An 18,670-nucleotide genomic window follows, 5' to 3' on the forward strand; every position below is an offset into this window, starting at 1 on the left:
ATAATAAAAACAGATGAATCAGGAGATGCTATGTCACTGCAAAATTTAACACGCTTTCCGCGGCTGGAATTTATTGGCGCACCGACACCACTGGAGTTTTTGCCTCGTCTTTCCGATCACCTTGGCCGCGAAATTTTCATCAAGCGCGATGACGTCACGCCCATGGCGATGGGTGGCAACAAGCTGCGTAAGCTGGAATTTCTCGCCGCCGATGCGCTGCGTGAAGGCGCTGATACGCTGGTCACCGCCGGGGCGATTCAGTCCAACCACGTGCGCCAGACCGCGGCGGTCGCGGCAAAGCTCGGCCTGCACTGCGTCGCGCTGCTGGAAAACCCGATCAATACGCGTGCAGAAAACTACCTCACCAACGGCAACCGTCTGTTGCTGGATCTGTTTAACACCCAGGTTGAAATGTGCGATGCGCTGACCGACCCGACCGCGCAACTCGACGAACTGGCAACCCGTCTGGAACTGCAGGGCTTTCGTCCGTATGTGATCCCGGTGGGCGGCTCGAACGCGCTGGGCGCACTTGGCTACGTCGAAAGTGCGCTGGAAATTGCGCAACAGTGTGAAGATGTGGTGGATTTGTCGGCCATTGTGGTCGCTTCCGGCAGCGCAGGAACTCACGCCGGGCTGGCGGTGGGCCTTGAGCAACTGTTGCCGGACGTTTCGCTGATTGGCGTCACCGTGTCGCGCACCGTGGCGGAACAGAAGCCGAAAGTGGTGGCACTGCAACAGGCGATTGCCGCCAGCCTCGAACTTGATGCGAAAGCGGACATTCAACTGTGGGATGACTATTTCGCGCCTGGCTACGGAACCCCTAACGACGCGGGGATGGAGGCAGTCAAACTGCTGGCCTCGCTTGAAGGCATTCTGCTCGATCCGGTGTACACCGGTAAAGCGATGGCCGGGCTTATCGACGGCATTACTCAGAAGCGTTTCAGGGATGACGGCGCCATTTTGTTTGTTCATACGGGCGGGGCGCCAGCGCTGTTTGCTTACCATCCTCACATCTAACGCAGAAAAACGATAATGCAAGAAAGTATACAACTGGTGCTCGATTCGGCGCCGTTTCTGTTAAACGGGGCCATTTTTACGCTTCAGCTCAGTGTCGGTGGCATGATTTTCGGCCTGTTGCTGGGGTTCATTCTGGCGCTGATGCGCATGTCGACCTTGTGGCCGGTCAGATGGCTGGCCCGGTTTTATATCTCGGTCTTTCGTGGCACGCCGCTCATCGCGCAGCTGTTTATGATCTACTACGGTCTGCCGCAGTTCGGCATCGAACTGGATCCGATCCCGGCGGCGATGATTGGTCTGTCGCTCAACACTGCCGCGTACGCGTCTGAAACGCTGCGCGCCGCCATTTCGTCGATTGATAAAGGGCAGTGGGAAGCGGCTGCCAGTATCGGTATGACCCCGTGGCAGACACTGCGTCGTGCCATTCTGCCGCAGGCGGCACGCGTGGCGCTGCCGCCGCTGTCGAACAGTTTCATCAGCCTGGTGAAAGACACCTCGCTCGCCGCCACGATTCAGGTGCCGGAACTGTTCCGTCAGGCGCAGCTCATCACCTCGCGTACGCTGGAAGTCTTCACCATGTATCTGGCGGCATCGCTGATTTACTGGGTGATGGCGACGGTACTGTCGACGTTGCAGAACTATTTTGAAAATCAGCTTAACCGCCAGGAGCGTGATCCGAAATGAGTGCTATCGAAGTCAAAAACCTGGTGAAGAAATTCCATGGGCAGACGGTGCTGCACGGTATCGATCTGCAAGTGAATGCGGGTGAAGTCGTCGCGATCATCGGCCCCAGTGGCTCGGGAAAAACCACGCTGCTGCGCAGTATCAACCTGCTGGAACAGCCTGAAAGCGGCACGATCAAAGTCGGGGAAATCACCATTGATACCGGGCGGGCGCTCAGTCAGCAGAAAGGGCTGATCCGCCGTCTGCGTCAGCATGTGGGCTTTGTGTTCCAGAACTTTAATCTCTTCCCGCACCGCACGGTGCTGGAAAACATCATTGAAGGGCCGGTGTTTGTTAAAGGCGAAAACAAAGCCAACGCCAGTGAACGCGCGCTGGATCTGCTCGAAAAAGTCGGGCTGAAAGGAAAAGAGACCAGCTATCCGCGGCGTCTTTCCGGCGGTCAGCAGCAGCGTGTGGCGATTGCCCGCGCGCTGGCGATGCGCCCGGACGTGATCTTGTTTGATGAGCCGACGTCAGCGCTGGATCCTGAACTGGTGGGCGAAGTGCTGAATACCATCCGCCAGCTGGCGAAGGAAAAACGCACCATGGTGATCGTCACCCATGAAATGAGTTTTGCCCGCGATGTTGCGGACAGAGCGATTTTTATGGATCAGGGTCGCATTGTGGAGCAGGGCGATGCCAAAACCTTGTTCACTGATCCGAAGCAGCCGCGTACTCGCCAGTTCCTCGCTAAATTTCTCATTAAGTAACTCGTCCACTAACGGACTCCGCTGCCGACAACGCGCCCGGTCATCACCGCAGGCGCGTTGTCCGCGCATTCGGTCACCTGTGCCATTAACATTTCCCGCAGAATGAATTACCCTTTTATTTCACGGTATGGGATATTTCATACATACGAATAAGAAATATGTGCTAATTTCGAGATTCATAATAATGATTATTACTTAGAGGTTTATTCGTTGGCTATGAGGGATAATGATTTTTTCAGATGGCGGCGGGAAATGCTGCAACATTTCCAGGCAATAACAACCAGCGAGCAGATCTATACGCTTTTGCAGCAGCAAACCGAACGGCTGGAATATGACTATTTTTCACTGTGCGTCCGGCACCCGGTTCCTTTTACCCGCCCGAAGCTTTCTATTCACACCACCTATCCCACGCGCTGGTGGTCGCATTATATGGCGGAGAAATTCCATACTATCGATCCGGTATTAAAAGCGGAGAATTTTCATCGCGGGCATTTACGCTGGGACGATGACTTATTTAGCGACGCTTCATTATTATGGGATTCCGCACGGGATCACGGGGTACGCAACGGCGTGACACAATGTCTGATGTTGCCGAACCGGGCGATGGGTTTTTTGTCCGTGTCGCGGGAAAACGAGCCGGACGTTGCTGTCTGTGAGGACGATGAAATGGAGCTTCGGCTGCAGACCCTGACCGAACAGAGCCTGCTGGCGCTGCTGCGACTGGAAGACGAGATGGTGGTTCCGGCGGAAATGCGGTTCAGCAAGCGGGAACTGGAAATTCTGAAATGGACGGCGGAAGGCAAGACCTCCGCAGAAATCGCGATGATCCTCTCCATCTCAGAGAATACGGTGAATTTTCACCAGAAAAATATGCAAAAGAAATTCAACGCGCCGAATAAAACGCAGATTGCCTGCTATGCGGCTGCCACGGGGATCATCTGAGTGTCATGCGCGACGGGAAACCGGCTGACGTGTTGTGATCAGCCGGTCTGAAGGTGATTACTGACGGTACGCTTGTTTAATCTGCTTAACAGTGCTGGAAAAAACGGCAGCCTGAGCCTCATCTTCCATCTGCGTGATTTGCTTTTCCATTTTGATAATCACCCGGCCCGCGTCGGCCTGACCCATTGCCTGCAGCATCAGCGTCAGCAGCGCTTTCAGACAGGTCACTTCCTGGGCAAGTTGTTGATTACTTTCGGCAGTGGAAAAATCCGGTGTGCTCATCTGGTTCCTCGTTAAGGTCTTTCGCACGTCTCACATCATCCCGCCGGTGGCGGCTTGTTGGCAATGATTGTGTATATATGCGTTACGTAAAGTTAAGGCGGCGAAGTATACCACAAGATTAGTCAAAAAATGGAGTGCTTGTTTTTTGCTCTAATTATCAATGAAAAATCCAATTGTGGATGACATTAAACTGCCGCTCCGATATATGGCCGCCAATATTGTTTAAATCAGGTTCTTCTCTGGTTAATTCTTGTTACATATTTAATTCCGCCATTATTCTCTCAGACTTTTCTTGGGTTTTTCGGAAGTGGGGTATGGAAATTTCTTAAAAAAAGTTAACGCACAGCCAATGTTTCAGGTGACTTTCCAGTAGATGTACAGTCTGATTTCCAGAAAAAGGAGTAAAATGCGGAGCAGGACATTTTTTAAGTTTCAAAGTTAAGATAAAACCCGTTAATATGGTGGTGATATAGAATCAGTAGCGTTATCCCTATTCTGGAGATTATTCCTTTGATCAACGTCCTTCTTGTTGATGACCACGAACTGGTGCGCGCAGGGATACGACGCATTCTGGAAGATATAAAGGGTATTAAAGTTGCCGGTGAAGTCTGCTGCGGTGAGGATGCCGTTAAATGGTGCCGCGCAAATGCTGTCGACGTCGTGTTGATGGATATGAACATGCCCGGCATTGGTGGGCTCGAAGCGACGCGGAAAATTGCCCGCGCCTGTGTCGACACCAAAGTCATTATGCTGACCGTGCATACTGAAAACCCACTCCCCGCCAGGGTTATGCAGGCGGGAGCCGCAGGTTACCTGAGCAAAGGGGCCGCGCCGCAGGAAGTTGTTAATGCCATTCGTTCGGTCTTCGCCGGTCAGCGTTATATCGCTTCTGACATCGCTCAGCAGATGGCGTTGAGTCAGATTGAGCCGGACAAAACAGAATCGCCCTTCGCCAGTTTGTCTGAACGCGAATTGCAGATTATGCTGATGATCACCAAAGGTCAGAAGGTCAATGAGATCTCAGAACAACTGAATCTCAGTCCTAAAACGGTGAACAGCTACCGCTACAGAATGTTTAGTAAACTTAACATTCATGGCGATGTCGAGCTGACACACCTGGCAATTCGCCATGGCCTGTGCAATGCGGAGTCGTTAGCAAATCAGTGAGTGATGTGTTTGATTCGAAAGCCTTCCTGAAAACAGTGACCAGCCAGCCCGGCGTGTATCGTATGTATGACGCCGGCGGCACGGTTATTTATGTCGGTAAAGCGAAAGACCTGAAAAAACGGCTTTCCAGCTATTTCCGCAGCAATCTCGCCTCCCGCAAAACCGAAGCGCTGGTGTCGCAAATCACCCAGATCGATGTGACCGTGACTCATACCGAGACGGAAGCGTTGTTGCTGGAGCATAACTACATCAAGCTGTATCAGCCGCGCTATAACGTGCTGTTGCGGGATGACAAATCCTATCCGTTCATTTTTCTCAGCGGCGATACCCACCCGCGTCTGGCTGTCCATCGTGGCGCGAAGCATGCGAAAGGGGAGTATTTCGGGCCGTTCCCGAACGGCTACGCGGTGCGTGAAACCCTGGCGCTGTTGCAAAAAATCTTCCCGATCCGCCAGTGCGAGAACAGCGTTTATCGCAACCGCTCTCGTCCCTGCCTGCAATACCAGATTGGCCGTTGTCTCGGGCCGTGTGTCGCCGGGCTGGTGAGTGAAGACGAGTACGCCCGGCAGGTGGATTACGTTCGCCTGTTCCTTTCCGGGAAAGATGATCAGGTGCTGACGCAGTTGATCGCGCGGATGGAAAAAGCCAGCCAGTCGCTGGAATTTGAAGAGGCCGCGCGCATTCGCGACCAGATCCAGGCTGTGCGTCGGGTCACTGAAAAACAATTTGTCTCCAATACTGGCGATGATCTCGACGTTATCGGCGTCGCGTTTGATGCCGGTATGGCCTGCGTTCATGTGCTGTTTATCCGGCAGGGGAAAGTGCTGGGAAGCCGCAGTTATTTCCCGAAAGTACCAGGTGGCACCGAGCCGGGCGAAATCGTCGAGACGTTTGTCGGCCAGTTTTACTTGCAGGGAAGCCAGTCGAGAACTCTGCCGGGTGAGATCCTGCTTGATTTCGCCCTTGCGGACAAAACCCTGCTGGCGGATACCCTCACTGAATTCGCCGGACGGCGGATCAACGTGCAGACGAAGCCGCGTGGTGATCGGGCGCGTTACCTGAAACTGGCCCGTACCAATGCGGCGACCGCGCTGGTCACGAAACTGTCGCAGCAGTCGACCATCACCCAGCGCTTAACGGCGCTGGCGACGGTGCTCAAACTGCCTGAAATTAAACGCATGGAGTGTTTTGACATCAGCCATACGATGGGCGAACAGACCATCGCCTCCTGCGTGGTGTTTGACACAAATGGGCCACTGCGCGCCGACTATCGCCGTTATAATATTACGGGCATCACGCCAGGTGATGATTACGCGGCCATGAATCAGGTGCTGCGTCGTCGTTACGGCAAGGCGATTGATGACAACAAAATCCCCGACGTCATTCTTATCGATGGCGGTAAAGGTCAGTTAGGGCAGGCGAAAGCGGTGTTTGCCGAACTGGATGTCACGTGGGACAAGCATCACCCGATTTTGCTCGGTGTGGCAAAAGGGTCAGATCGTAAAGCCGGTCTGGAAACGTTGTTCTTCGAACCGGAAGGCGAGGGGTTCAGTCTGCCGCCCGATTCGCCCGCGCTGCATGTCATCCAGCATATCCGCGACGAATCGCATGATCACGCGATCACCGGGCACCGGAAAAAACGCGCTAAGGTTAAGAGCACCAGTACGCTTGAGACCATCGAAGGCGTGGGGCCAAAGCGCCGCCAGATGCTGTTGAAGTACATGGGCGGTTTGCAAGGTTTGCAGAAGGCGAGTGTCGAGGACATTGCCAAAGTGCCGGGCATATCGCACGGTCTGGCAGAAAAGATCTACTACTCGTTGAAACATTAGGGGTCCTGTAGCAACATAGGGCTAATATTTTACTGACAACAGATAGTTACCGTCACCATGCAATTTAATATCCCTACGTTGCTCACTCTGTTTCGCGTCATCCTTATCCCATTCTTTGTACTGGCATTTTATCTGCCGTTCACCTGGGCGCCGTTTCTGTGTGCGCTGATTTTCCTGGTGGCGGCGGTAACTGACTGGTTCGATGGCTTTCTGGCGCGTCGCTGGAACCAGAGCACGCGCTTTGGCGCTTTTCTCGATCCGGTGGCCGATAAAGTGATGGTGGCGATCGCGATGGTGCTGGTGGCCGAGCACTATCATACCTGGTGGGTAACGCTACCGGCGGCAACGATGATCGCCCGTGAGATCATCATCTCGGCGCTGCGCGAGTGGATGGCGGAGCTGGGTAAACGCAGCAGCGTGGCAGTATCGTGGATCGGCAAAGTGAAAACCACGGCGCAAATGACCGCGCTGGTCTGGATGTTATGGCGTCCGAACGACTGGGTGGAATGGGCCGGAATTGGCCTGTTCTTCGTGGCTGCCGTGCTGACGCTGTGGTCCATGTTGCAGTATCTCAACGCTGCGCGCGGCGATTTGCTTGAACAGTGATCGTTTCGCCGCAAAATTCAGCAAACGATCCTGAATGCGAAAAATATCGTTGACTCAGTGCGTCAGGTAAGTAGAATGCAACGCATCGAACGGCAGCGCAGATTGCCAGACGATAATAAAATCAAGTGATTAAGCACGCTTGATGATGCGGGAATAGCTCAGTTGGTAGAGCACGACCTTGCCAAGGTCGGGGTCGCGAGTTCGAGTCTCGTTTCCCGCTCCAGTTTAAGACATCGGCAATTTTGCGGGTGTGGCAGTACTCAGGCGCGTTAGCAAAGCGGTTATGTAGCGGATTGCAAATCCGTCTAGTCCGGTTCGACTCCGGAACGCGCCTCCACTTTACATCCCGAGCCCGGATGGTGGAATCGGTAGACACAAGGGATTTAAAATCCCTCGGCGTTCGCGCTGTGCGGGTTCAAGTCCCGCTCCGGGTACCATTGGGAAAGACGAATAAAATCAATGATAAGCAGTGTCGTGTAACCGCCTTCTCAGGCGGTTTTTTTATGCCTGAAATAAGCGCTCCTGACATACTTAACGCATTTTAATCCTGAATTATTAATCCTTATTCTGGCTGTCAACGACCGGGACGATCTGAATTTTGCGATTGTATCGGGCCGTTTGGCTAATCGGGAAATATAAGAGGTATGGCCTATCGAATATATGGACTGATTTGACTATATTTTATTGTTGTTGGTGTTTATCGTAACTCTAAAATAATAGAAGGAGCTAGGATATGAGCACGACCGATGATTCCCATAACACCTTATCTACCGGAAAATGTCCGTTCCATGAGGGCGGTCATGACCAGAGCGCCGGAGCGGGGACAGCCAGCCGCGACTGGTGGCCGAAGCAACTCCGTGTGGATCTCTTAAACCAGCATTCCAGCCGTTCGAACCCCCTGGGTGAGGACTTCGACTACCGCAAAGAATTTAGCAAGTTAGATTATCACGCGCTCAAAGGTGACCTCCGGGCGCTTCTCACCGAATCGCAACCGTGGTGGCCTGCTGACTGGGGCACATACGCGGGTCTGTTTATTCGTATGGCCTGGCACGGCGCAGGCACCTACCGTTCCATTGACGGACGAGGTGGCGCAGGTCGCGGTCAACAGCGTTTTGCGCCACTGAACTCATGGCCGGATAACGTCAGTCTGGATAAGGCGCGTCGTTTGCTGTGGCCAGTCAAACAAAAATATGGGCAAAAAATTTCCTGGGCGGATCTGTTTATTCTGGCGGGCAACGTGGCGCTGGAAAACGCAGGTTTTCGCACCTTTGGTTTCGGTGCGGGGCGCGAAGACGTCTGGGAACCTGATCTCGATGTGAACTGGGGCGATGAAAAAGCCTGGCTGACGCACCGTCATCCGGAAGCGCTGGCGAAAGCTCCGCTGGGCGCAACAGAGATGGGGCTGATTTACGTGAACCCGGAAGGGCCGGATCATAGCGGTGAACCGCTGTCTGCGGCAGCAGCAATTCGTGCCACGTTCGGCAACATGGGAATGAATGACGAAGAGACCGTAGCGTTGATCGGCGGTGGGCACACGCTCGGTAAAACGCACGGTATGGCGGCAGCTTCTCACGTCGGGCCGGATCCGGAAGCCGCATCTATTGAAGCTCAGGGACTAGGCTGGGCAAGCAGCCACGGCAGCGGGGTGGGCGCGGACGCGATTACCTCAGGTCTGGAGGTGGTCTGGTCACAAACGCCGACGCAATGGAGCAACTACTTCTTCGAGAACCTGTTCAAATATGAATGGGTGCAAACGCGGAGTCCGGCTGGGGCAATCCAGTTTGAAGCCGTGGATGCGCCAGAAATCATTCCTGATCCGTTCGACCCGTCGAAAAAGCGCAAACCTACCATGCTGGTCACCGACCTGACGCTGCGTTTTGATCCGGAATTCGAAAAAATCTCTCGTCGTTTCCTCAACGATCCACAGGCATTTAACGAAGCGTTTGCCCGTGCCTGGTTCAAACTGACGCACAGGGATATGGGGCCGAAAGCGCGTTACATTGGCCCGGAAGTGCCAAAAGAAGATCTGATCTGGCAGGATCCTTTACCGCAACCCGTCTGCCACCCCAGTGAAGAAGACATCATCAACCTGAAAGCGGCGATTGCGTCGTCCGGGTTGTCTGTCAGTGAACTGGTTTCCGTTGCCTGGGCCTCTGCTTCTACGTTCCGTGGCGGTGACAAGCGTGGCGGGGCCAACGGTGCGCGTCTGGCATTAGCGCCGCAGCGTGACTGGGACGTTAACGCCGCCGCGGTGCGTGTGTTGCCGGTGCTGGAGAATCTGCAGAAATCGACGGGCAAAGTCTCGCTGGCCGATACTATCGTACTGGCGGGCGTTGTCGGTGTTGAACAGGCAGCCAGTGCTGCGGGCGTCAGCATCAGCGTACCGTTTACGCCGGGTCGCGTCGATGCGCGTCAGGATCAGACCGATATCGGGATGTTTGAACTGCTTGAACCGATTGCCGATGGCTTCCGTAACTATCGCGCAAGACTGGATGTTTCTACCACCGAATCACTGTTGATCGATAAAGCGCAGCAATTGACGCTGACGGCGCCGGAAATGACGGCACTGGTCGGCGGGATGCGCGTACTGGGAACCAACTTTGACAGCAGTAAGAACGGTGTCTTTACCGATCGGGTGGGCGTTCTCAGCACCGATTTCTTCGTGAATTTGCTGGATATGGGGACGGAATGGAAAGCGACTGACGAGTCGGGCGAACTGTTTGAAGGGCGCGATCGTCAGAATGGGGACGTGAAGTACACCGCGACCCGTGCTGACCTGGTATTTGGTTCTAACTCTGTGTTGCGTGCACTGGCTGAAGTGTATGCCAGCAATGACGCGCGCGAGAAATTTGTGAAGGATTTCGTCGCGGCCTGGGTGAAAGTGATGAACCTGGATCGTTTCGACCTGCTTTAAATCGATATTCCCGCGTTAGCAGCAATGTCACTCATAACGGCTTTCTTTACAGAGAGCCGTTTTTTTTGCCATCGCGGCAGGGTACGCTAATCAACATTATTGAAGTAGTCGCGCGCGGCGACATCAATCTCTTTCTCGTCAATGCCCGTCTTCTGCGTTATCTGTTCGATAAACTGCTTAAAATTCTCACTGCTCACATTGCCACCATCCCAGTGGGCGACATACAACGTACTCTGATAACGGTAAAAATGGATGGTGGTGTTGCCGAACGTGTAATACATGGACGTCTCCTGTTCAGTGTGTAATAACAATATCCCCCGGACAAAGAGAAATTTCTACCGGTTTTGATTAAAATGCCCCATCACTATTTTCTGAAGAGTATCCCGTAATGAAAACCGGCCCCCTGAACGAAAACGAACTCGAGTGGCTCGACGACACGCTGGCGACGCACGGCAGCGAGAAATCCGTCCTTGATGTTTCTGAACTGGACGGCATGCTGACTGCCATTCTGTCGGCACCGAATGACATTGAACCTGCCGACTGGTTGCTGGCAGTGTGGGGCGGGGCAGATGCGGTTCCGCGCTGGAAGGATGAACGCGAACGCGATCGTTTTATCAATCTTACGTTGCAACACATGAGCGATATCGCCGAGCGCCTTGGCGAATACCCGGATCAGTTCGAACCGCTGTTTGGTACCCGCGAAGAAGAGGGGCAGATCCTGACGATTGTCGAAGAGTGGTGCTTTGGCTATATGCGTGGTGTGGCACTGGCGGACTGGTCCGGCTTACCGGAAGCGGAACAGCAGGCGCTGGATGCTATCGCCCTGCACGGTAAAGAAGAGAATTTTGCTCGTCTGGATACGTTCACGGCGGAAGAATTTATCGACAGCATTGAGAAAATTGCCCCTGCGGCGCTGTCGCTTTTCGATTACTGGACAGCGCACCCGAAAGCGGCCGTCGTCAAACAGCCGGTACGTAACGAAGCGAAAATCGGACGTAACGATCCCTGCCCGTGCGGCAGCGGTAAAAAGTATAAAAACTGCTGTCAGCAATAAAAAAACGGCCGAAAGGCCGTTTTCGTTATCCGACTGCCGGAAGCAGCCCGGTGGCGATACAAAACTGCACGGCAATCACCGCGATCCCGCAGGCGAACACCAGCCATAAGGCGAGGTTGCCGCCTGCCACGCGATAAGCTGCTTCCGGGTGACGCCGACGGCTGCGCATGACCAGCAGCGAAGGGATCACCAGCGCCAGTATCGCCAGCGCCACGCCAGCATAACCGAGCGCCATCACGAATCCGCGCGGGTAGAACAGCGCAAAAATCAGCGGCGGCAGAAAGGTAATCGCGCCGGTTTGCATGCGTCCGCGCACGGTGTTTTTCCGCTGGAACAGATCGGCCAGATAATCAAACAAGCCAAGCGCCACACCGAGGAAAGACGTCGCCAGCGCCAGGTCGGCAAACAGATGCACGGCGAGTTCGACATGTGCAGATGCCACCACTTCGCGGATCGCCTGCAGTAACCCGTTCAGACCGCTGTTCGTCGCCAGTAAAGCGTTAAACACTGGCGAGTCGATACTGCCGAGCGTCGCGAGCTGCCAGAAGATATAAGCCACCAGCGGAATAAAACTGCCAATGATAAACACCCGGCGCAGTTTACGCACATCACCGTTCAGATAGCTGACAATGCTCGGTACGCTACCGTGAAAGCCGAACGAGGTAAAAATGACCGGAATGGCCGACAGCGCCAGACCTTGCTCAACGGGCAGCGTCAGCAGGTTGATCCGGTGAATATGCGGCAGCAGCAGCGCCAGCATAATGATCAGAAAGATGATTTTGGCGCTGAACAGAAAACGGTTAAAGAAATCCACCAGCGAAGTGCCGACGCAGATAATACAGCCGCCGACGAGGGTGAACAGCAACACGCCGGTGGCAGGCGACATGCTCACCGACAGCCACTGGCTCAGGCTGGACGCCAGCAGCTCGCCAGCACCGCTGATATACGCAGCGGTTAACGCATACATCAAAAACAGCATGCTGAAGCCGGTTACCCACTGGCCGTAGCGCCCGAGATAGCGCAGCGCCAGCGAACCCAACCCGGTATCAGCAGGAACGTGCTGATAGACTTCCAGCAACAGCAGGGCGGTGTAACACATCAGCCCCCACAAACACACCAGTAACCCCAGAGTGACACCAAAACCGACACCCGCTGACGCCAACGGCATTGCCAGCATCCCTGCGCCAATCGTGGTGCCCGCAACGATTAAAATACTACCCAGAATGCGGTTCTTCACGCTTTCCTCTGCTACCGAACGTCATAACAACAAAATATGCCGCGCAGCGTAGGGGAAATCTACCGCTTCGTCAAATATGAATTACAGCGAGTGTACTGATATGTTTACGGATGTTAGCGGGGCTGCAGAGGAGGGCAAAAAAAAGCGGCAGTAAAAACTGCCGCCATCACACTTAGTTTTGCGTATCGAGGGTCGACAGTTCTTTGTCGATGAAATAAAGACCTTCGCCGCTTTGACCGACCAGCGACAGTTTGTCGATAACCGATTTAAACAGTTTCTCTTCTTCGTGCTGTTCCGCGACATACCACTGCAGGAAATTAAAGGTCGGGTAATCCTGACAGGTCATGGCAGCGTGTGCCAGTTCGTTAATTTTCTGCGTGATGAGCTGCTCGTGCTCATACGTTTTACGGAACAGTTCAGCCAGTGAGGAATATTCTTCAAACGGGCTCTGGATGGCAGAAATACGCGGCAGACTGCCGGTGTCTGTCAGGTAATCAAACAGGCGCTGCATGTGCGTCATCTCTTCCTGCGCGTGACGGCGCAGGAACGCGGCGGCCCCTTCGAAGCTGTGGTAGCTGCACCAGGCGCTCATCTGCTGGTAAAGCAGGGAAGAATAGAGCTCAAGGTTCATCTGCTCATTGAGTTGTTCAATCATTTCAGATTTCAGCATCGTATTTCTCCGCAAAAACAAACTGTTCAGATTATTGTGCGGCTCACTATAAATTGTTATCTAATTATTTGCAAAAGGTAAAATAAGAAAAGTAATTATTAAAAATGCGAATGGGAATAACACGCATTACCGGTAAATAATAAAAAGAGAATAAGAATGATTCTGCTTTAAAATAAAAAGCCGACAGTCTGTTGTCGGCCATTTTTATTACCAGTAACCGTTATATTTGGGTTGGGTGATCGCGATACCGCGGCACTGATACTGAATCGTCACGCTGTTGTTAAGGCACAGCGAACCGCTGGTGGTGGTGCAGGTGACGATCGGCTGGCCGTAGCTGACGGCGGTGGCGTAACCGAGCTGCTGACATTGCTTCGTCGCCGTTCCGTTCGCCAGATAATCATCGGTCCGCGCGGACTGCAATATGGCCTGCCCGTAGGAGAGACGCACGACGCCACTGTTCGCATCCACGTTACTGACCTCCGCCTGGCGTGTGATGGTACAGGCAGACAACGAAATAACAGCAGCGGCAAGGAGAAATTTATTCATGGTATCGCTCTGGAAGCACTGAAATCTTCCTATCGTAACCGCCTGATGCGGCGGCAATCCGCAGAATAACCGATGAATCGGTGCTTAGTTATCGCAACGGCGGCGCTAATCGGCGCGTGCGTCGAAAATCTCGCGGAATTTGGGGTGCAGCTGGCGAAACAGCGCGATCAGCTGCGGGTCAAAATGCTTACCGGCGCCGGGGAAAATCAACTCGCAGGCCTGCTCGTGGCTGAAACCCGGTTTATAAACGCGTTTTTGCCGCAGCGCATCATAGACATCCGCCAGCGCCAGAATGCGTGCTTCGATGGGAATTTCAGTGCCTTTCAGGCCTTCCGGGTAGCCACTACCGTCCCATTTTTCATGGTGATAGTGAATGATGTTTTCGGCAATGGCGCCGAGGCCAAGCCCCCGAATAATTCGCCAGCCTTTCAGCGTATGAAGTTTCATCTCGCTGAACTCTTCTTCCGTCAGCGGCCCTTCTTTACGCAGAATGCGTTCCGGTACGGCGATTTTGCCGACGTCATGCAACGAGGCAAAGCGCTCAATATCTCTCGCTGTGCGATGCGGCAGTTTCAGTTCCCGCGCCAGCAACCCGCAATAGGCCGATACGCGCTGAATATGGCTGCCGGTTTCATCGTCATGCGCGCGGTTCACTTTTTCCATCGCTTCCACGATGCTGCGGTTTACCAGCTGATTTTTTCTGATTTGCCGACGCAACAGCAGCACCAGGAACAGGCTGAACAGGGCGGTAATCAGCAGGATAACGCTGATCACTTTGAGCGTGTTTTTGCTGATGTCCAGCGTCGCTGGCGGCTCGTGATGCCGTTCTAACTGGGCGCGCAGGCTGGAGATGCGATGAACTTCGGTTAACAGTGAATGCAGCGGATGCCCCGGCGCGACCCAGGCACCGATTTGGTCATCAGAGTGCGTCAGCCCGGCCACTTTCAGCACACCGCGAAACAGCTCATTGCCGCGCAGTGCCAGCTCCAGCGAGCTGAGATCGCCAAGAATGTAGTCGACGCGATGGTTATCGATGGCATCGAACAGCTGATCAACAGAATCGACCGGTACCAGCGTGATGTCGTTGCCGAAGCGCTGCCGCAGGTAAAGGCTGGCATAGGAGTTGCGCAGCACCCCGACACGCTGAAAACGGATCTGTTCTTCGTCGCGAATAAAAGGCTCATCGATGCGGGTATACCAGGCGTTATGCCAGGACTGCAATGGTCCGATAATCCCGCGGGTATGCAGCGGATTCTCGTCGTTCAGGATATCGACCAGCCGCACCGGCCAGTTCTCCTCGCGCATGCGCGCGACGTAGTTATCCACGTAATGCACGTTCACGTTGATATGCAGCAGGTCCCGCATATCCTTGATCATATCGATTGCTGTGCCGTGATAGCCGTTGCGGTCCTGCCAGATCAGCGGCGAGAAGTTCTCGCTTTTCGGCAGCCAGATATCCAGCGTGTTCTGTTTGATCCACGCGCTTTCCTGCGGCGTCAACTGAATGCGGCTCACCAGATAATTGCGTCGGCTATTTTCTTCCAGTTGCCGCAGTTTACCGTTTTGCTGCCATTCGCTGATTAACTGATTGATATTGCTGCGGACGTTCTTTAATTCGGGGCTGAAGCCGATCGTCACCGGAATGCGGAGATCCGGGAACGGACGCGAAATGGTGTAATAGTGCTGTGTGTCATCCATTTCCGAGTCATCGTTAATATAGTAATCGGCCTTACCGTCACGCAGCAGGTCAAAACCCAACTGGCTGTCATCGACCAGCAACACGTTGCGAAATTTCAGTTCGGGGTAGCGTTTTCTGACCTGGTCGAAGGTGGCGTCATTGCGACGAAAAGCCACCCGCGCGTGGTCCAGGTCATCCGACGTACTGACATTGCGGATCAGGCTGGCGGCCACCACTTCATTATCAAATAACCGCATGGAGAGGATTTTGCTGGTCGCGCGTTCTTCGGTGCGTAATACACCGGCATACAGGCCATAGTGGTTGTCATTAAAGAGGCGGTTGATCTCTTCGCCACCGACCGGATGAAGCTGGAAGTTATACCCATACTTCTCGTTAATGGCGCGAAAGAGATCCTGGTAATAACCCTGATAATGTCCACTGGCATCACGCCAGAATTCGAAATTTTCATCGTCATACAGCCAGACCGGCACTGGTTTTTGTGCGGCAAACAGCGGTGCTGCGCAGAACAGGAAGAGAATAACCTGTACTGCGTAACGTGACCTTTTTAGCAACTGGCGCCATCGACGATTCACAGAAGCAATCCTAATAAAGCGGGCAGTATTCATCAGTTTAACGAACCGTTCACAACGCGGGTAGATCTTTTTATTAACTTTTCGCCTTTATTTTTCCTGATTTATAAAACTATTTTTCATTAAATTTGAAAGTGAGTTCACTGGATAGTAAGGTGTGAACCAGTGTGCTTATTCATCGCGGGTTTCCCCGCCGTAATCAGGAGTGAAGACATGAAGATTGCACTGATGATGGAAAACAGCCAGGCGAGCAAGAACGCCATCATCCTGAAAGAACTGAATACCGTGGCCGGTGAAAAAGGGTTTCCGGTGTATAACGTCGGCATGAGCGATGAGCAGGATCATCATCTGACCTACATTCACCTCGGCATTATGGCCAGTATCTTGCTGAATTCAAAAGCGGTGGATTTCGTGGTGACCGGCTGCGGTACCGGGCAGGGGGCGCTGATGTCGCTGAACATCCACCCGGGCGTGGTGTGCGGTTATTGCATCGATCCGGCGGATGCTTTCCTGTTCGCCCAGATCAACAACGGTAATGCGCTGTCGCTGCCATTCGCCAAAGGCTTTGGCTGGGGCGCGGAACTGAACGTGCGCTTTATCTTTGAGAAAGCGTTCACCGGGCGCAATGGCGAAGGCTATCCGCCGGAGCGCAAGGAGCCCCAGGTGCGCAATGCCGGGATCCTGAATCAAGTGAAAGCGGCGGTAGTGAAAGAGAATTATCTCGATACGCTACGCGCTATCGATCCTGAACTGGTGAAAACCGCCATTTCCGGGCCGCGCTTCCAGCAGTGTTTCTTTGATAACTGCCAGGACAGCGCCATCGAAGCGTTTGTGCGCGAGAGACTGGCGTAACCGGCGAAATACCGCAACCCGGCGAGTCTCATCCCGCCGGGTTTTTACTGGCTTTTTCGCGACACAGCGCTACCGGCATCGCGGGTAAGCTGTAGCGTATCTGCCATGCCTGCCAGACAAATCAGGGCAATGAACACGAAGGCCAGCCGGAAACTGATGCCGGGTAATGTCGCCAGATCCAGCCAGACACTCGCCTTTTCCCCCAGACGAATACCTATCGCCCCCAGTGTGATCCCTAGCCCGGTTGCCAGTTGTGTCGCGGTGCTGAACAGCGTATTGGCGTAACTCATCTGCGGTGAGGCGACATCAGCGAATGCCAGCGTGCTGATACCGGTAAACTGGATGGAGCGGAACACGCCGCCGAGGTAGAGGATAAGCAACGTCAGCCAGACGGGCGTTTGCGGTGTCAGCAGCGCGCAGGCCAGCAACGCCAGCACGTTCAGCGAGCCGTTGATCAGCAGTAATTTACGAAACCCGAGCCAGCGGATCAGCGGTGTGGTGGCGGGCTTGATGGTCAGATTGCCGACGAAAACCGCCAGCACCAGCAGCCCGGCGTGGAAAGGGTCCAGTCCGAATCCGACCTGAAACAGCAGCGGCAGCAGAAACGGCACGGCGCTGATCGACGCACGAAACAGCGAACCCCCGTACATGGTGATGCGAAAGGTGGCGATTTTCAGCGAATCCAGACGGATCATCGGCCAGGGCGTGCGGCGAAAATGGCGCAACGCAAAGGCAAACGCCAGCCCGCCGGTCAGCAACAACGCCACTGTCTGCAGGGTTTGTGATGTTGTCGATCCCAGCATTTCCATGGCATACACCAGACAAACCATCGCCAGCGCTGTCGCCAGAAAACCGGGCAGATCGAACGGGCGGCGCTCCGTTTCACGAATATCCGGGATAATGCGCAACGCCAGCACAATCGCCACCAGACCCAGGGGAACATTAATAAAGAAGATCCAGCGCCAGCTGGCGTAGCTGGTGATGAACCCGCCGAGCGCCGGGCCGATGATGGGCGCCACCAGCGCGGGCCAGGTGAGGGTGGCGATGGCGGTGATTAACTGATGTTTCGGCGTGGTGCGCAGCACCGCGAGTCGCCCGACGGGCACCATCAGCGCGCCGCCGACGCCCTGCAAAATGCGCATCGCGACGAAGCTGTCGACGCTGGTGGCTAGCCCGCAAAAGACCGAAGCGAGGGTGAATATCGCCAGCGCGAGGCTGAAAACGTGGCGCGCGCCAAAACGGTCAGCTATCCAGCCGCTCGCCGGAATCAACACGGCGAGGGTAATCAGATAGGCGCTGATCCCGATATTCAGATCCACCGCCTGGACGGCGAAGGTTTTCGCCATATCGGGCAGGGCGGTGGCGATAACGGTGCCATCGAGAAACTCCATAAAAAAGGCCCCCGCAACCAGTAGTGCGGCGGGTGAAATTCCCCGGGATCCCTGTGTGGAAAGTGTGTTACGTACTGCTGGTTTGCCTTCGCTGCTCAATGTTGGTGTCCCACTGCCATTTTTTATTGATAGTTTTATGCCCCGCGTCAACCGCGTTTTAGGGTACTATGGCGCTCCGCTAAGGAGGAGTAAAAAATGTCACAACAACTTTCCGCTAATGATGAACTGGTCTCAGACGTCGTGGCCTGCCAACTGGTGATTAAGCAAATTCTGGATGTGATTGACGTGATTGCACCGGTTGAAGTGCGCGACAAGATGGCGTCACAGCTGAAGTCGATTGATTTTTCCGGCCAGCAGGCGGGGGTGGATCCGGTGACGCGCCGCGCCATTCAGAAAGCGATTGCGCTGATCGAACTGAAATTTACCCCGCAGGGCGAAGCCCATTAATCCGGTGTCCTGCCG

At 54.2% G+C, this 18,670-nt stretch carries 18 protein-coding genes and 3 tRNA genes; 14 read left to right on the forward strand and 7 right to left on the reverse strand.

Annotated features, from left to right (window positions below; genetic code table 11):
- The first annotated feature begins 30 nt into the window (after window positions 1-30).
- The 4 genes from dcyD (at window position 31) to sdiA (ending at window position 3,392) form a co-directional block, all read left to right on the forward strand.
- A complete protein-coding gene (dcyD, locus tag AOY23_RS17625) occupies window positions 31-1,017 on the forward strand; it encodes a D-cysteine desulfhydrase (protein WP_054180707.1) in 987 nt (328 codons plus the stop codon).
- 15 nt (window positions 1,018-1,032) lie between these two features.
- Window positions 1,033-1,701, forward strand: coding sequence for a cystine ABC transporter permease (gene tcyL, locus AOY23_RS17630; RefSeq protein WP_054180706.1), 669 nt, complete (start codon window positions 1,033-1,035; stop codon window positions 1,699-1,701).
- Window positions 1,698-2,450, forward strand: a complete 753-nt coding sequence (tcyN, locus tag AOY23_RS17635) for an L-cystine ABC transporter ATP-binding protein TcyN (RefSeq protein WP_054180705.1) — start codon at window positions 1,698-1,700, stop codon at window positions 2,448-2,450. The genes tcyL and tcyN overlap by 4 nt, the downstream gene beginning before the upstream one ends.
- Window positions 2,451-2,666: 216 nt before the next feature.
- The gene (gene sdiA / locus AOY23_RS17640) at window positions 2,667-3,392 is read left to right on the forward strand and encodes a transcriptional regulator SdiA (RefSeq protein WP_054180704.1); all 726 of its coding nucleotides are present in this window, start codon (window positions 2,667-2,669) and stop codon (window positions 3,390-3,392) included.
- Between the two features lie 57 nt (window positions 3,393-3,449).
- Here sdiA and AOY23_RS17645 read toward each other — a convergent pair whose 3' ends face one another.
- The gene (locus tag AOY23_RS17645; RefSeq protein ID WP_054180703.1) at window positions 3,450-3,674 is read right to left on the reverse strand and encodes a DUF2594 family protein; all 225 of its coding nucleotides are present in this window, start codon (window positions 3,672-3,674) and stop codon (window positions 3,450-3,452) included.
- A 510-nt stretch (window positions 3,675-4,184) separates the two neighbouring features.
- On the opposite strand from AOY23_RS17645, the gene uvrY reads away from it, so the two are divergent.
- The 7 genes from uvrY to katG all read left to right on the forward strand — a co-directional run bounded on the left by uvrY (window position 4,185) and on the right by katG (window position 10,190).
- Window positions 4,185-4,841: a UvrY/SirA/GacA family response regulator transcription factor gene (uvrY, locus tag AOY23_RS17650; protein ID WP_054180702.1), complete on the forward strand. Its 657-nt coding sequence runs from the start codon at window positions 4,185-4,187 to the stop codon at window positions 4,839-4,841.
- Window positions 4,838-6,670, forward strand: coding sequence for an excinuclease ABC subunit UvrC (gene uvrC / locus AOY23_RS17655; protein WP_054180701.1), 1,833 nt, complete (start codon window positions 4,838-4,840; stop codon window positions 6,668-6,670). The genes uvrY and uvrC overlap by 4 nt, the downstream gene beginning before the upstream one ends.
- Window positions 6,671-6,727: 57 nt before the next feature.
- Window positions 6,728-7,276, forward strand: a complete 549-nt coding sequence (gene pgsA / locus AOY23_RS17660; RefSeq protein WP_038153316.1) for a CDP-diacylglycerol--glycerol-3-phosphate 3-phosphatidyltransferase — start codon at window positions 6,728-6,730, stop codon at window positions 7,274-7,276.
- A 147-nt stretch (window positions 7,277-7,423) separates the two neighbouring features.
- Window positions 7,424-7,499 (forward strand) — tRNA-Gly (locus tag AOY23_RS17665).
- A gap of 40 nt (window positions 7,500-7,539) precedes the next feature.
- Window positions 7,540-7,613 (forward strand) — tRNA-Cys (locus AOY23_RS17670).
- Window positions 7,614-7,626: 13 nt separating this feature from the next.
- Window positions 7,627-7,713 (forward strand) — tRNA-Leu (locus AOY23_RS17675).
- Window positions 7,714-8,009: 296 nt separating this feature from the next.
- Window positions 8,010-10,190, forward strand: a complete 2,181-nt coding sequence (gene katG, locus AOY23_RS17680; RefSeq protein ID WP_054180700.1) for a catalase/peroxidase HPI — start codon at window positions 8,010-8,012, stop codon at window positions 10,188-10,190.
- An 86-nt stretch (window positions 10,191-10,276) separates the two neighbouring features.
- Here katG and AOY23_RS17685 read toward each other — a convergent pair whose 3' ends face one another.
- Window positions 10,277-10,471, reverse strand: a complete 195-nt coding sequence (locus AOY23_RS17685) for a hypothetical protein (RefSeq protein ID WP_054180699.1) — start codon at window positions 10,469-10,471, stop codon at window positions 10,277-10,279.
- 107 nt (window positions 10,472-10,578) lie between these two features.
- On the opposite strand from AOY23_RS17685, the gene AOY23_RS17690 reads away from it, so the two are divergent.
- Window positions 10,579-11,244 carry a YecA/YgfB family protein gene (locus AOY23_RS17690; RefSeq protein WP_054180698.1) on the forward strand — a complete coding sequence of 222 codons (666 nt, stop codon included), beginning with the start codon at window positions 10,579-10,581 and terminating at the stop codon, window positions 11,242-11,244.
- Between the two features lie 25 nt (window positions 11,245-11,269).
- Here AOY23_RS17690 and tyrP read toward each other — a convergent pair whose 3' ends face one another.
- The 4 genes from tyrP to AOY23_RS17710 form a co-directional block, all read right to left on the reverse strand.
- Window positions 11,270-12,481, reverse strand: a complete 1,212-nt coding sequence (gene tyrP, locus AOY23_RS17695; protein ID WP_054180697.1) for a tyrosine transporter TyrP — start codon at window positions 12,479-12,481, stop codon at window positions 11,270-11,272.
- Between the two features lie 172 nt (window positions 12,482-12,653).
- Entirely contained in the window at window positions 12,654-13,151 is a 498-nt protein-coding gene (gene ftnA / locus AOY23_RS17700) for a non-heme ferritin (protein WP_054180696.1), read from the reverse strand.
- Between the two features lie 207 nt (window positions 13,152-13,358).
- Window positions 13,359-13,697, reverse strand: a complete 339-nt coding sequence (gene yecR / locus AOY23_RS17705) for a YecR family lipoprotein (protein WP_054180695.1) — start codon at window positions 13,695-13,697, stop codon at window positions 13,359-13,361.
- Window positions 13,698-13,802: 105 nt separating this feature from the next.
- A complete protein-coding gene (locus tag AOY23_RS17710; protein ID WP_235501615.1) occupies window positions 13,803-15,968 on the reverse strand; it encodes an HD domain-containing phosphohydrolase in 2,166 nt (721 codons plus the stop codon).
- Window positions 15,969-16,178: 210 nt separating this feature from the next.
- Between AOY23_RS17710 and AOY23_RS17715 the strand changes: the two genes are divergently transcribed.
- Window positions 16,179-16,817: an RpiB/LacA/LacB family sugar-phosphate isomerase gene (locus AOY23_RS17715; RefSeq protein ID WP_054180693.1), complete on the forward strand. Its 639-nt coding sequence runs from the start codon at window positions 16,179-16,181 to the stop codon at window positions 16,815-16,817.
- A gap of 44 nt (window positions 16,818-16,861) precedes the next feature.
- On the opposite strand, the gene AOY23_RS17720 is transcribed toward AOY23_RS17715, so the two are convergent.
- Window positions 16,862-18,247, reverse strand: a complete 1,386-nt coding sequence (locus AOY23_RS17720; RefSeq protein ID WP_268807247.1) for an MFS transporter — start codon at window positions 18,245-18,247, stop codon at window positions 16,862-16,864.
- Between the two features lie 156 nt (window positions 18,248-18,403).
- On the opposite strand from AOY23_RS17720, the gene AOY23_RS17725 reads away from it, so the two are divergent.
- Complete coding sequence (locus AOY23_RS17725) at window positions 18,404-18,655, forward strand: DUF2766 family protein (protein ID WP_054180691.1); 252 nt, start codon at window positions 18,404-18,406, stop codon at window positions 18,653-18,655.
- Window positions 18,656-18,670: the final 15 nt, after the last annotated feature.

Origin of the sequence: Trabulsiella odontotermitis, from assembly GCF_001297775.1 — a bacterium.
In the GTDB taxonomy this organism is placed as follows: Bacteria; Pseudomonadota; Gammaproteobacteria; order Enterobacterales; family Enterobacteriaceae; genus Trabulsiella; species Trabulsiella odontotermitis.